The 13779-nt window shown below is 42.0% G+C and carries 7 protein-coding genes; all 7 read right to left on the bottom strand.

Annotated features, from left to right (window positions below; translation table 11 throughout):
• Window positions 1-223: 223 nt before the first annotated feature.
• The 7 genes from ACFS5N_RS17220 to ACFS5N_RS17190 all read right to left on the bottom strand — a co-directional run bounded on the left by ACFS5N_RS17220 (window position 224) and on the right by ACFS5N_RS17190 (window position 13355).
• A complete protein-coding gene (locus tag ACFS5N_RS17220) occupies window positions 224-2896 on the bottom strand; it encodes a MutS-related protein (RefSeq protein ID WP_377188482.1) in 2673 nt (890 codons plus the stop codon).
• 5 nt (window positions 2897-2901) lie between these two features.
• Window positions 2902-5283 (bottom strand): Gldg family protein, encoded by a 2382-nt coding sequence (locus tag ACFS5N_RS17215; RefSeq protein WP_377188479.1) that lies wholly within the window; start codon window positions 5281-5283, stop codon window positions 2902-2904.
• Window positions 5283-6221 (bottom strand): ABC transporter ATP-binding protein, encoded by a 939-nt coding sequence (locus ACFS5N_RS17210; protein WP_377188476.1) that lies wholly within the window; start codon window positions 6219-6221, stop codon window positions 5283-5285. The genes ACFS5N_RS17215 and ACFS5N_RS17210 overlap by 1 nt, the downstream gene beginning before the upstream one ends.
• 85 nt (window positions 6222-6306) lie before the next feature.
• Window positions 6307-7551 carry a RagB/SusD family nutrient uptake outer membrane protein gene (locus ACFS5N_RS17205; RefSeq protein ID WP_377188473.1) on the bottom strand — a complete coding sequence of 415 codons (1245 nt, stop codon included), beginning with the start codon at window positions 7549-7551 and terminating at the stop codon, window positions 6307-6309.
• A gap of 167 nt (window positions 7552-7718) precedes the next feature.
• Window positions 7719-11114: a SusC/RagA family TonB-linked outer membrane protein gene (locus ACFS5N_RS17200; protein ID WP_377188470.1), complete on the bottom strand. Its 3396-nt coding sequence runs from the start codon at window positions 11112-11114 to the stop codon at window positions 7719-7721.
• Window positions 11115-11421: 307 nt separating this feature from the next.
• Complete coding sequence (locus ACFS5N_RS17195) at window positions 11422-12546, bottom strand: FecR family protein (protein WP_377188468.1); 1125 nt, start codon at window positions 12544-12546, stop codon at window positions 11422-11424.
• A gap of 230 nt (window positions 12547-12776) precedes the next feature.
• A complete protein-coding gene (locus ACFS5N_RS17190; RefSeq protein WP_377188465.1) occupies window positions 12777-13355 on the bottom strand; it encodes an RNA polymerase sigma factor in 579 nt (192 codons plus the stop codon).
• Window positions 13356-13779 lie beyond the last annotated feature (424 nt).

Genomic DNA, 13779 nt, shown 5'->3' with positions numbered 1-13779 from the left:
CGTAAATTTTATGCTTTTACTGTAATTATATCGTATTTATTTCAATCCCAATTATAAAACCATTGCTATAAGCTTGCTTTTTACAAAAAAAATTAAACTTCAAGCGACTAACTATTTGAAAGCTCACGCCATCTTATGATCATGCTGATCTTTTTTATTGCAGGCAAACCTGCCTATTATCTTACCGGTTAAGATCTACCAAAACCATTGTTAAGTATCTTCGCTATTTCAAAATTTCCAGTATCCCTTCATTTTCTATGATGGTCATTCCTTGCCTGTCATTGGTAACGCCGTTTTCCAGCTGATAGGTATATTGCGGCTTGTTCCCATTCAGGTAGGTGGGCAGGTAAGCGAACCTAAGTCCGTCCACTTGGTCTCTTAAAGCGTGTCCCGCTTCTATAATATGGGTAGATATGATAAAAAAACAATTTCTGTATTTAGAGAACTCCTGAGTAACTGCAAAGGTGCCGTCAAAGGCATCCTGTACATTGGTGCCTTTAAACAACTCGTCGAACAAAACCACGAGGTTTTTGCCGGACGCAACTTGTTCTGCCACAGTTTTTACCCTCAGCACTTCCGCGTAGAAGTGACTATAGCCCAAATTGAGGTTATCAGATACATTTATAGAGGTGTACAGGCCATCCATTACTGAGAATTGCATTTCCTTTGCCGCCACCGGAAAACCCATATGGGCCAGATAGACAGCAATCCCTACAGCTTTCATAAGTGTTGACTTGCCGGCCATATTTGCGCCGGTCAAAAAGATCATATTTTCACGTTTACTGAAAGATATGGGATTAGGCACTCCCCGTGAAATGGACGGGTGCCATAATGCTGTACTGGATATTGTATTTTGGTGGGCAGGTAACGCCGTGGCGTAGAAAAATCCCCGGTCGGCTGCCGTGTTACCTACCGCTAAAAAAACGTCAACTTTGTAAATTGAGTTAAGGATCGTTTCAACGTGATCGCGAATGCTATTTTTTAAATAATGATCATATTTAATTACATCACTTAGCGATAAATTTTGGTCTTTCACTTTATCGATCAGTGTTGTGAGACCCGAATCTTCATAAAGCTTCAACAGCCTTTTCAACTCAGCCCCAAAAACATTGTCAAACCCGTTATTTTGTTTAATTCGCTGTAAAAATTTGTAAAAGGCGGTCAATACATGAATACTCGCCAAAAGCCCGGCGTATATTTTATCATATTGGTCGTCCTGCAACAACACCGACTTTGCTTTCTTAAGTAATAAATTACCAGCCGAGCCAATAAAATTTGTTGCTGTACCAATCGCAAAGTAGCTTTCGGCCATTAAAAAGGTTTCATTACTTATCGGGAACTTTGTGGTCAGTTCTCCGAAGTATCTGAATAAGTTACTGCGCGTGTTTATCTGATCGGCATCTGTAAGCAGATGCGTAAACATTTCGTTGAGCAACCGCTCACCCCCGCTTGTTTTAACGTTATTGAATAAACTAAAAATGGAATTGGGATTGTATTTGCCTAAAATATTCAGGTCGGTAAGTGTTTGTTTATCAATATTAAACTCACTAACAGGTTTTGTAGGTTCTTTCACGGTTTTTTGCCCTTTAATAAGGATATTCAATATTCCTTCGTTGTTCACAATCAGCATACCGTGCCTGTCCGCAGTGATGCCTTGCTGGAGCTGGTAGGTGTAAATTGGTTCATTGCCGTTTGCGATAGTTGGCAGAAAAACAAAATTTATCCTTTTGTTGGTCTCTTTAAGGCTTTCTCCGGCCTCAATAATATGAGTGGATATGATAAAGACACTGCCTGATTTGCGTGAAAATGCCTCGGTAAACGCTTTGGTCGCTTCGCCCGCATCCTTCACATTGGTGCCCCGGAAAAGCTCGTCGAACACCACAAATAGTCTTCGTTTACGCAACTCCTGAGCTATTTTTTTTATTCTTAATACCTCTGCATAAAAATGGCTCGCACCTAAACCCAGATTATCCGACAGATTGATGGTTGAATAGATGCCATCTAAAACAGAAAAAGTCATTTTTTCGGCCGGCACGGGAAAACCCATATGAGCCAGGTAAACCACAATGCTTAATGACTTCATTAAGGTAGATTTACCGGCCATATTAGCGCCGGTAAGAAAAATTACATTTTGCTGGTTTGTAATATTGATGCTATTAGGAACAGCTGCCTGTACACGGGGGTGGTAGAAGCCAATGATATCGAAAAAAGTACCGTCAGACTTATGCGCTTGAGCGAAACTAAATTTTCGGTCGGAAGCTACCTTGCCGACCGAGATAAATACGTCAAGCTGATAAATATGTGTTATCAGTCTGTTCATCAATTCCGGGTTTTTGAACCTGATGAGATCATCAAGCTTCGCCATTTCTGGTGATGAAGGCTTTAGATGACTGCTTAGCAAATTTTCAAATACCGGTGACGATAATAAATTTTGTATATCCGACATCTCTTGATAAAGGGCTGATCCGCTGTCAGCCTTTAACGTACCGGCAAAGCGGTGTAGGCCTTTCACCAGCTCAATTGCCGCTAGTATTCCCTTTTGAATCTGCGCGACAGTAACGTCGGTATTTAAAAAGCCGGCTACTTTTTTTCCGAGCGAAACATCTTGGGCAACCAGTTTCGATCTTTCGTCAGTATTTGAAAGATAAACTTGCAGCGCATCAAAAATTGCAGGCTGAAAAGGGAGCTCTATTTGGGCCGATGCAAAATATTTTATTATTTCGCTTCGTCTGCTTATTTCCGCAACGTCTGAAAGCGGAGATCGAAAAAAATCTTCTAAAACTGCGGCACCTCCCCTGGTTACACAGCGGTTGAATATGCTGTAAATGGAATCGCCATTGTGATGCCCAAAGATATTCAGGTCATCCAACGTTTGTTTATCTGTTAAAAATGCCATTCGTGTTATTTTCTCTTGCGTCTTAATAACAGTATCACACCACAGATCAAAAGAACCGCCGGCAAAACCCATACATAAATAATACGGAGCAATGGTATTTGATTCAGCGTTACATTGAGTCGTTTATCCTTCGATTCAGGCCTTGACGTGTCTATCGGAAACTCGTTATTATTTAACCAGCTGAACAGACCAGTACTGAAAATGAAGTTGGCTGTCCGCATGTTGAATCTTCTTAGTTCTGAATTGCTCAGAAAGTCCGCGTCGCTTACTACGATAATTCGCTGTTCTTTACCATTGATTTTTCTGCTTAACGCCAATGCTGTTGGCACGGAGCCTTTAATATCTCCATCGGCAGAAGAATATTGAAGCGTACCTAATGCCGGGGCCTTAGTAGCGCCAGGCGAGTTGGCGTTACCTGTAGCATTGGCGGCGTTAGCTCTATTGAACATTTCAATATCTATTTTCCCTTTCTTTATCCAGGATTTTACCGGGTCGGTAAGCAGAAGCGGGTGGGTGTTAAAGCCGTCGTTTCCACTATATGATAAGGCTGCTGCGGTTGGCATAGATACTTTAGTACTATCAGCAATAGCGTTTATAAGCGGCTTATAAAGCGTGCCGGCGAATGGCGTTAGTCTGGCCGTCACAAGGTCGGGAGCGTTTTGGTCGCTTTCTTGTATCACCAAACCTTCGGACATTTGAACACCTATTTTTGCCAACAAGGGATTCAATATATGCTGGCGGCCAGGCTCACCCTCAATAAGTAGATTGCCCCCTTTGCTGATATAATTTTCAATCTTGGCAAGTGTTGCTGCGGGCAACTCAACTTTCGGATCTGCAATCACTAATGTCGAGATATTGTCGGGTATTGATTGACCGTCTAATGATACAGAATCAACGTCGAATCCCTGATTGACGAGCGAATTTCTGAGCGCACTCATTTTAGTGAGCATCATATAATCTTTGTCGCCCATTTTATTAACGTCACGCTCCAGGTGTCCGGTAACAAAACCTATCCTTGGAAGCCTTGCCTGCAACAACCTTTTGATTGCTGCGGAAACCTCAGTTTCTGACGGCCAGATAGCCTGATCTTCAAAAACACGTAAAAAAGTTGTTCTGCCTCTCCATTTCAACTGCATTACATAGCGGTTCATTTCGGGCTGCAGATTCACCATCTTATGTATCTCCCGGGGAGTTTTGATATCTGAGAAGCTCACTTTTTTTATTTTGGCAAATGTCTCAGCCACCTGCTTTAAGTTTTTGCCCGGATAACTTAATAGAACGTAGGGCTCGTCCAGCGGGGTATCGTAATAGTAAACGGTTTTCAAAACGATATCGTTTTTGAAGCGCTGATAGTATTCCCACCTTGCCTGGTTATCTTTATAAGAATCCGGCCCTCCCAGGAACCAGAATTTACTGAGCAGGTTATTATAAGCCGTTACCTCTAAAGGATCATGACCAAGTTCTTTGATAATTTTTTGTGCATTAGGTGTCAAAGTTCTCAGCTTATTGGCCGTGGCGTCATAATAGGCTATCATGCTTGGAATGGAACTGATACAACCCACTAACAATCCGGTAGCAACTACAGACACGTATCTGCCCGTCCTCACCCAAGCGGACTTTGATTCCATACCATCTCTTAGCTTATAGATACTTATGCCTAAAAAAATGTATACAATTACCAAAAAGTAGATTACATCTTTAGATGTGATCAATCCCATTAGCATATTGTGCGTTCTGCCGTTCATGGACAGGAAGTAGGTAAGCTCGCGCACAAACGCGATATTTTGCCAAAGCGAACCAATATGGCTCAAAATCCCAATCATAATGAAGGTGGATATAGCAGCGACAACCTGGTAGGTAGTTAGGCATGACATAAATAAACCTATCGCCGCGTAAGCGCTCAGCAGTAAATAAAAGCCCAGCACGGCTGTAAAAAACATTCCCGTGTCGGGGTTTTGGATATGGAAAATGCCCGAAATTAAAAAGATGGATATAACAAAAACCAAAACCAGGTTGTATCCCATCATCCCAACAAACTTCCCTAAAATGATTTCCCGTACCTTAATTGGAGATGAGTATAATAATTTTATAGTTCCGCTACCTGTTTCGCGACTGATAAGGCTCATTGTCAGCAAAGGGATATACAGATATAGATTCTGCATGATGGTGGAGAACAAACTTCCCGGACTCAAAAAGATCGTTTCTGTTAAGTAGCCGAAATAGGTTGGCGCACTGCCGTTAAGCTCTTGCGAACGGGCATTAGCTTCCAGCAGCGCAATGTAAACCACGCTACATTGGATAAGGAATACGATCATCAAAAACCATGCGATTGGAGAATAGAAGAGCGTGCGGAGTTCCGCTTTTGCGATTTTTAGAATTGTTTTCATTAAATCGTGGAATTAGTTGAGTTTTTTGACAATTGGGCAAAGACTTCGTTAATTGAAGTTTTGTCCAGACTTATTTCCCGCAGGCGCCAGTCATGCTGAACGCTGGCGATGACGACTTTTTCGGCGATTTCCTGGTCGCCGTTAAAATATATCCGAGCCCGGCGCGGCGTTAGTACCTCTACCCTTGTGATACCATTAATTTTTAAAATCTCATCTTCTGACGGAAAGTTCTCCATAGACACTATCATGCAATGAGGCTGTACGTAATTGTTGAAAGCATTCATAGTGTCTGAAAAAACAATCCGGCCGTTTTCAATCATCATAATGTCCTGACAAAGCACCTCTACTTCAGAAAGTACATGCGAAGAAAATATCACGGCCCGGTCTTTAGCAATGTCTTTTATCAGCGCCCGAACTTCGATAATTTGATTCGGATCTAACCCGTTGGTAGGTTCGTCAAAAACCACCAGCTTCGGCCGGTGTACAATTGCCTGGGCAATACCCACCCGCTGCCTGTAACCACCCGATAAGTTTTTGATTAGCCGGTTGCTGAAGTGATCAATGCCGCAGCGTTCTTTTGCGTCTTTAACAGCCGATTTGATTGAGGCTTTAGGAATATGTCGCAGATCCGCACAATAACCCAGATATTCGTCGACGGTAAAATCCATGTAAAGCGGGGGCGTTTGCGGTAAAAAACCGATATTTGTTTTAGCCCGCTGCGGCTCTGCTCTCATGTCAACGCCGTTGATAAAAATATTTCCTTCTGTTTGATTTAAAGTGCCGCATATGATATTCATGGTGGTTGATTTTCCGGCGCCATTAGATCCAAGTAACCCGGTAACGCCACTTTTACCTATCTCGATATTAATATCCCGGATGGCCCAACTGCTTGAATATCTGTGTGACAGATGTTCAATTTTTAAGATTGAATTTTGCATAGTTCAGTGAAATTTTGGCAAAACGAACCACAGTCTGCCGGGGTTTTTATACCGGCAGACCGCGCGTTCGCTTAGTTATAATAATTTAATAACCAGGGTTTTGTACCAAGTATGGGTTGGTTTTAATTTCAGTTATCGGGATGGGGTACAACATATCGGTAGCTGCCCAGTTGGTGCCTTTTAATGGCCCAAGTACTGCCGTAGCCTGACCAGTACGTTTAAGGTCGAACCAACGATGGCCCCACTCGCAAAAAAGCTCCGTTTGGCGCTCTTTAGCTATAGCGGCAAGTACATCATTCTTTGCTACAGCCGTGGTATTACCCAAGCCCGCCCGGTTTCTGATTTTGTTGATATCCGCAATGGCGTCACTAAGCAGCCCCTGGTTGGCCAGTGCTTCGGCCCTGATGAGGTATTGTTCACCTGCGCGGAAGATCATGTAATCTTCCTTCGGCGAATCGGTACTATTAAGGTTTCTGTACTTAGCCGGGTAAGTATAGGCTATGCCGCTAATAACGTTGGTGCCCGTCCAGGTAGTAAATCTTTTGTCATTCGCTTCAAAGGCATTCTTCAGATTATCAATTAGCGTGAATGATGGATAAGATGAACTGGAATAAGGAACAAAGCCCTGCGCCTCGGCAGTTTGCGTATAGGGGTTTAGCGTCAACATTTGCCATATCGCTTCGCGGCTACCGTCTTTAAATGTTTGATTTGGCGCTACAAGGTCATAAAGGCCGCTGTTAATAATTGAAGTGGCCATGTCTGACGCGTCCTTCCATTGCCCGCGGTATAAATAAACGCGTGCAAGCAACGCCTTTGCTGCGTATATATTTGGCCTAAGCCTGCCGGCACTCGGATAAGTTTCATTCATTAAACTGATCGCTGTAGTCAGATCATTGGTTATCAGCGCATAGGTCTCATCAACAGACGACCGCGGCTTTACGGCATTTGTCTTAAAATCAGTGGTGGTAACTAAAGGCACTCCGCCAAATACATTTACCAGGTTAAAATAGTAAAGCGCGCGGCTAACCAAAGCTTCGCCTCTAACTTGTTTTTGAAAAGAAGCCGAGATTTTGGTATTGCCGGTAACACCTTCTAAAAATGCGTTTACCTGGTATATGCCAGTATAGGCTGAAGACCACATACTGAGAACCACAGAATTATCTACCTGTATGTTGTTGTTAGCAATTGCATCAAGCGTTGATTGCCCCGGAAAAGTATAAACAAGCTCGTCTGCCGACATACCTGTATATTGACTAAGCAAACCACCATTGATGTTTGAAACGAAACTACCTGTATTGAAACCGGCATAAACACCCGCGAGAGCACTCATCACATTCGTGCTATCAGAATAAACGCGTGTTGTTGAAACCTGATTTGATGGATTAGGTGGTATTTGGATTAACTTTTTACATGCATTTAAGCTCAGAGTTAATATAATTGCGGCTAAAGCCGAAATCTTTTTATTATTATCAATAAAATGTTTCATGATCATATCCATTAAAAGGTTAAAGAAAGACCGGCTACAATGTTACGTTGCAAGGGTATGGTGTATAAGACACCCGGTTGTTCAGGATCTCCAATTTTGTAGTTTGTAAAAGTCAGCAGATTTTGGGCGTTAGCGTATACGTTGACATTTTTTGCCCCAATATGTCTAACCCATTGTTTTGGAAGGCTATAACTTAATGAGACTGTTTTCAAACGCAGATAAGTATCATCACTGTATGCGCCGGAAGATTGCATAAACGCATTGGCAGCTATAGTAGAAGCGCCGTCACCATATGCTCCGCTTAACCGCTCCATTGGGCGCTGGTCACCGGCTTTTTGCCAGTAATTTCCAATGACCGCAGTAGGCAGGTTATTAAACCTTCCCGGCATACCGTAGGAATATATTCCGGCCAAATAGTTGTAAGCAGTTTGCTTGGCGAATTGGAAGAATAGCAATAAGCTGAAATTTTTATAGGTAAATGTATTTCCAAATCCGCCGGAAAATTTGGGATCCCTATCAAAAAGCGGTTTCAGATCACCGCCGGCAGTTGCGTTGGTCTGCGTTGGGTTGGTAGTTATACTGCCATCAGTTTTATAAAACTCAAACAAACCAGTTGTTGGATTAACGCCCTTGTAATTAAAAGCGAAAACGGTATTCGGACTTTTGCCGATCACGTAGACGTCAGCGTATGATGAAGTTGCTAAGCCTGGAAATGATACAAGCTTATTTTTGTTAAATGCAATATTAAACGTAGTTGTCCATTTAAAATCCTCATCTTTTATGTTGTTGGAGGTAACCGTGAATTCAAGGCCCCTGTTTTGTAATGTTGCCGGAAAATTGTCTAACACAGCACTGAAGCCCGTTTGACTTGGTAAGGCATAATTGATCAACTCGTTTGAAGTTCTGCTCTGATAGGCAGTAACATTCAATAGCAATTTGTCTTTAAAAAAGCCCAGATCAAGCGTTGCATTTAAAGATTTCTTTGTTGACCAGCTATAGTTGGGGTTATACAGATTGGCCGGCATGAAAGCGCGGGCACCCTGATAAGGGCCATACTGTGTTGTATAGGCAACAGTATAAAAGGCCTGATAACTGTACGGCGCGACACCATCGGTACCATTAGTACCGTAATTGGACGATAGTTTACCAAAACTTACAAAAGGTAAGGCATTTTTAAAGCCAGATTCTTCAGAGAATATCCAGCCGAGGCCAACAGAGCCAAAATTACCGAATTGACGGTCAGGCCCGAAGTTGCTCGAACCATCTCTCCTACCTGTTAAATTGAGGATGTATTTCTGATCGTAAATGTAATTGATCCTGGCGTAGGCAGCCGCATACTTATAAATGGTGTTTGAATTTTGCCCGGTAATAGTTGTGGCGCCGTTTACTGAGCCTAAAAGGTCATCATTTGGATAGTTAGCACCCCTAAGATAATTGTAATCAGAAAACTGTTTTTTATATGTTCCGCCCAACAATACAGACAGCACACCCTGACCAAGCTGATGCTGATAATTTAACTGAGGCTCAATATTCAGCGTTTGATACACATTGTTGATAAATGTTGCTGATGACTGCAGGTTGGTGTTAAAAGGATCCAGCACAGATTTTGGAGTAGCGGTATAATTTTTACTATCTACCCTGCTATACCCCATATTGGCGCTCACCAGCAGGTTTGGTATTACCTCATAGCTCAATCGTACCGTATTATTCAGATCGTAACTTTGGATATTAGCCGGCTGCAGCAGCTTAGAATACTGGTTAAGACTACCTAATTTGTAAGTTTTGTAAGACCAGATCAAGTTGCCTTGTGCATCAATCATTTCCGGAAAATTGGGTGCTAAAGACATTGCAGCCGCCACAGAAGGGGCCGAACTGGCAAAGTTTTTATCGTAAGCGTAGTCTGTTCCAAACTGTACTGTGAACCGGTTATCAATAGAGCGATATGTGTAGTTGCCGTGAAATGTGATACGGTTATCGGCATAGTCACCCGGGAAATTGTATGTTGTCTTGTTATATCCGCCGGAAAAAATATAAGTAGAATTGTTTTGACCACCACTGAAACTTGCATGAATATTTGTATTGAATGGCGTGCGGTCAAAAAATTGCTTATACCAATCCACGCTCCTTGTCTGATCAAAAATCTGCAAATCAGGATAGGTGTTTGCATTCGCTGATGTAAGGGTGACCTTGTCAATGGCGAGCGCCTCGCGCCTCATGGCTAAATACTGCTGCGTATTCATCATTTGAAGCTGCCGCGTGGGCGCGCTAAAACCAGAGTTAACGTTTACGTTAAGCAATGCCTTACCTGCAGCGCCTTTTTTTGTTGTAATAATGATAACCCCGTTAACACCTTGCGAGCCATAAATTGATGTGGCATCGGCATCCTTTAAAACACTTATACTTTCGATATCCTGAGGGTTGATCAGTTCAAACGGACTTATACCATTATCGGGCAATACACTTTGCGAATTTGCTGATATAGAATATGTTAACAAATTACCTAAAGTTTTACTTTGTGGTGCAAATGGTACGCCATCAACTATATAGAGCGGCTGGTCATAAGGCTGAGGGGCATAAACACTTGAGGTTGGCCGTAAAGAGTTTTGTCCCCGAATTTGCAGTTTTACTGCTGATCCCGGTGCCCCGCCGGTAGGCGTAACAATCAGTCCGGGTACCTGCCCCTGCAAAGTTAATAGCGGGTTGGTTACTGGTTGCTTTTCGATGATTTCTGACGTAATAGTTGCGACAGCGCCTACGCTGAACCTTTTCGTATTCCGTCCATAAGCAATAACTTGCACCTGGTCCAGGGCAGATGAGGCTTTGGATAATACCACCGATAAGGTGGCCGCAACACTGGAAGAGGCGATTTTTATTTCATATTTTTCATAGCCAACGTAAGTCACAGTCAGTGTATAGTCGCCATCAGGTACCGCTGGTATCTCAAAAATGCCGTTGTTATCTGATAAGACCGTACGGGCAAAATTCTCATTTTTCAAAGTTACGCTTGCACCAGTGAGCAGTGTGCCACTGGTATCACTTACACGGCCCCGTATGTCTTTATTCAGTTGTATTATTGAATTGACCTTGTCCTTCAGTTTTTGGAGAAATGACACATCTTTGGGTTTAATAACGATTGTTTTGTCTTCAATGGTAAAGGTTAAATCTGTTCCCTCCGTTAATTTTGCTAAAACATCTTCCAGCTTTGTGTTGTTAAAATTAACGTCGATTGATTTGGAGGTTTTGAATTGGTCAGTTTCTACAAGCACATCGTAGCCTGTTTGCTTTCTTATCTCATAAAAAACCTTGGTAATTGACAAATTATTTGCTTTGTACGTGAAGCGTTGGCCGAATGACGATGCGCTTACTTCCAGGAAAGAAATTATCAATAGTAATGTCGTCAATTTCATGATTCTTGCAGTTTTATGTAGGGGGCTGCACGACGTACAAAAAAATGTTGTAAAGTTTTTATACATTTGAATAGTCTGTTATGGTCTGTGCCGATCTTTACAAGGGATAAGGCACTCGCCAGCGTCAAGAATTATTGTTAATTAAATTGTTCTTGTAATGCAGTTATGAGGTCTCGACGCCAATCGAGGCCTTTTTTGCATCCTTACAATTTCCACGGGGGCGGGGTGCTTTTTTTCATCGTCTTTGAGTTTGATCAGTTAATTAATGTAGGTTATCTGTATGTTATTATATGATTGCTGTGTATTTCTAATGCCTGGTTTTGCGGCTTACAATAATTTTTCCACTTTCAATGTTAAAAACAGCTACATCAGTTCTCTCCAACATATTCAGTACTTTTGAAACCTTGTCGAACCTGCTGATCGTACCGATAAAGCTTTTCGATTTTAATGTTGGATCCATAAATACTACGTCCGCGTTATACCAGCGGGAAATCTTGGCCATAATAGATTCCAGATTTTCGTTGTTAAATATGAAATAACCGTCCTTCCAGGCAACTTCGTAGTCTGTTTCAACATCCCTGATAGCCAAACTTTCGCCGTCAGCCGTAGCTTGTTGGCCGGGTTTCATAATTTTGGTACTGCCGGCCTGATTGGAAACCTTCACAGAGCCTTCAAGCAGAGTGGTCTTTACAACCTTATCGTTGTCATAAGCATTAATATTAAAGTGAGTGCCTAACACCTCTACTTTTTCTTTGCTCGTTGTTACGATAAAGGGGTGGCCTTTATCTTTCGCAACTTCAAAATATGCTTCGCCCTCGAGTTCGATCGGCCTGTTTTTAAGTGATGCGAAAGTTGTAGGGTATTTTAACTTGGTTTCTGCGTTTAACCAAATGTCTGTACCGTCGGGCAGTTTAATTTTATATTGTCCGCCTTTAGGCGTTTCAATCGTGTTGTACTCAATTTCCCCGGGCGCTACCTGCTGGTCTCCTGAAACATAACTCAGGTTGCCATTTGCATTTTTATTAATGGTAACATTGCGTTCTTTGGCAACAGTACCATCGGCAGCATCTGTTAACGATATTTTTTTACCGTTTGCTAAGGTGAGGGTCGCTTTATTGCTGCCTGGCAACATATCGTTTTTTACGTCAGATTGAGCTTCAGGCAACTTTTTCAAATACAAAAGCGTTACACCAATTGCAACCAATAATATTGCAGCCGCTGCAATACGGGGCCATAGAGAAAGCCGTTTAACTTTGAGCCCAGGAAGAGCCTTGCGAACGTGGTGCATCGCAGACTCGATCTCGTCGTGAGTGATTTTTTCGTCATTTTGAACCGTCGATAAATACCAGCTTTCTACCAATGCCTTTTCCTCTTCGGTGCACTGGCCCTCATTGTATTTTATTAATAGTTCTTTAGCCCGTTGATTATCCATCTTAAGTGTATACCTATATAATGTGTATACGGGCTTCGCGACGGTGGGGGGTATATACTGTTAAATTATTTTTAACAGAGTGTAATGTTTTTATTAGCTCGCATTGCGCCTCCCCTGCTACCATTCACCTTTATTTGTATAAGATAAGTGTATGGCGCCGGCATTAGCGGTTATTACTGGGACGAGTTAAAAGAAGCAGCGAGATATTTATGTTAAGTTCAGTTACCTTTTCAAAAACGCGTTATCAGGTATAAATAAACCAGGAATCCTAAACGTACTCTTAAGATGCGTAAGGCGTGCTTTACCTGTGTCTTCACAGTATGCTCCGACAGATCAAGGCGTTCTGCAACTTCCCGATGCGTAAGATGTTCTTTCCGGCTTAATTCAAAAATCTCCCGCATACGCGGCGGCAGCGCTTTAATCTCGTTTTCGATAATCGCTGCTAATTGACTTTCTCGGATACGATGATCTGTAATACAGTACGAAGCTTGCGGATAGTCTTTAAACGAGTTTATATACCGGGAATTTACATCCTGATGGGCATAGAAATCTATGATTTTGTTCCTTAGAGAAGTGTAGAGATATGCTTTAATACCTAATTCAGGTTTCAGGTGAATCTTATTCTTCCAAAGCGAAACAAAGGTTTCCTGAACCACGTCTCTTGCTTCTTCATTATCCCGGATTTTCTTTCTGCCATGTACATAAAGTAGCCCGAAATAGCGCTCGTAAATTTCGGTATAAGCGACATGATCTCCGTCTTTTAAGAGAAACGCTAAATCACAATCGGAAAGTTCACGATAATCGCTCATGTTATTTCAACCGAAAATCTAAATTTAGATATTTTTTTAAATTCTTAATAAAATTTTCATACTCAGAGGTGTAATTCCTAAATAGTAGTGCGATATTTACAGATTTGTGTTTAAAATTAGACGTTTTTGATGTTAATAAAAGTCAAAAACACTATAATCAGCCTGCGAATTACAAAAACAAAGTGGCTGGTAATCTGCACCAGCTTACCCTGCGGTCGCATCATAGGAAAGACTTGCTCACCCACAACATTAGCGCAGGCTTATTTCAAATGATACAAAAGCAATGCTTGAGGCAATAGTATTTTGCGATCCTCGCATCCCGAATGTAGCGTTATCGGGATATTAAGTATCAGTCTGATTATATTTATCCTGGCAATCACGACATAAATAGAAAACGCCCGACTTAATTTAAAGCCGGGCGTTT

It is taken from the genome of Mucilaginibacter ximonensis (assembly GCF_042686265.1).
Lineage (GTDB): Bacteria > Bacteroidota > Bacteroidia > Sphingobacteriales > Sphingobacteriaceae > Mucilaginibacter > Mucilaginibacter ximonensis.
Note: the sequence above shows the minus strand (reverse complement) of the source record. Positions and strands in the feature narration are given on the sequence as shown.

What these genes read in the sequence shown, in the direction of transcription:
- ACFS5N_RS17220 (WP_377188482.1), bottom strand. Translation starts at nt 2,896, where the DNA reads ATGGCATTTTTAACAGATAAACAAACGTTGGATGACCTGAATATCTTT.
- ACFS5N_RS17215 (WP_377188479.1), bottom strand. Translation starts at nt 5,283, where the DNA reads ATGAAAACAATTCTAAAAATCGCAAAAGCGGAACTCCGCACGCTCTTC.
- ACFS5N_RS17210 (WP_377188476.1), bottom strand. Translation starts at nt 6,221, where the DNA reads ATGCAAAATTCAATCTTAAAAATTGAACATCTGTCACACAGATATTCA.
- ACFS5N_RS17205 (WP_377188473.1), bottom strand. Translation starts at nt 7,551, where the DNA reads ATGAGTGCTCTCGCGGGTGTTTATGCCGGTTTCAATACAGGTAGTTTC.
- ACFS5N_RS17200 (WP_377188470.1), bottom strand. Translation starts at nt 11,114, where the DNA reads ATGAAATTGACGACATTACTATTGATAATTTCTTTCCTGGAAGTAAGC.
- ACFS5N_RS17195 (WP_377188468.1), bottom strand. Translation starts at nt 12,546, where the DNA reads ATGGATAATCAACGGGCTAAAGAACTATTAATAAAATACAATGAGGGC.
- ACFS5N_RS17190 (WP_377188465.1), bottom strand. Translation starts at nt 13,355, where the DNA reads ATGAGCGATTATCGTGAACTTTCCGATTGTGATTTAGCGTTTCTCTTA.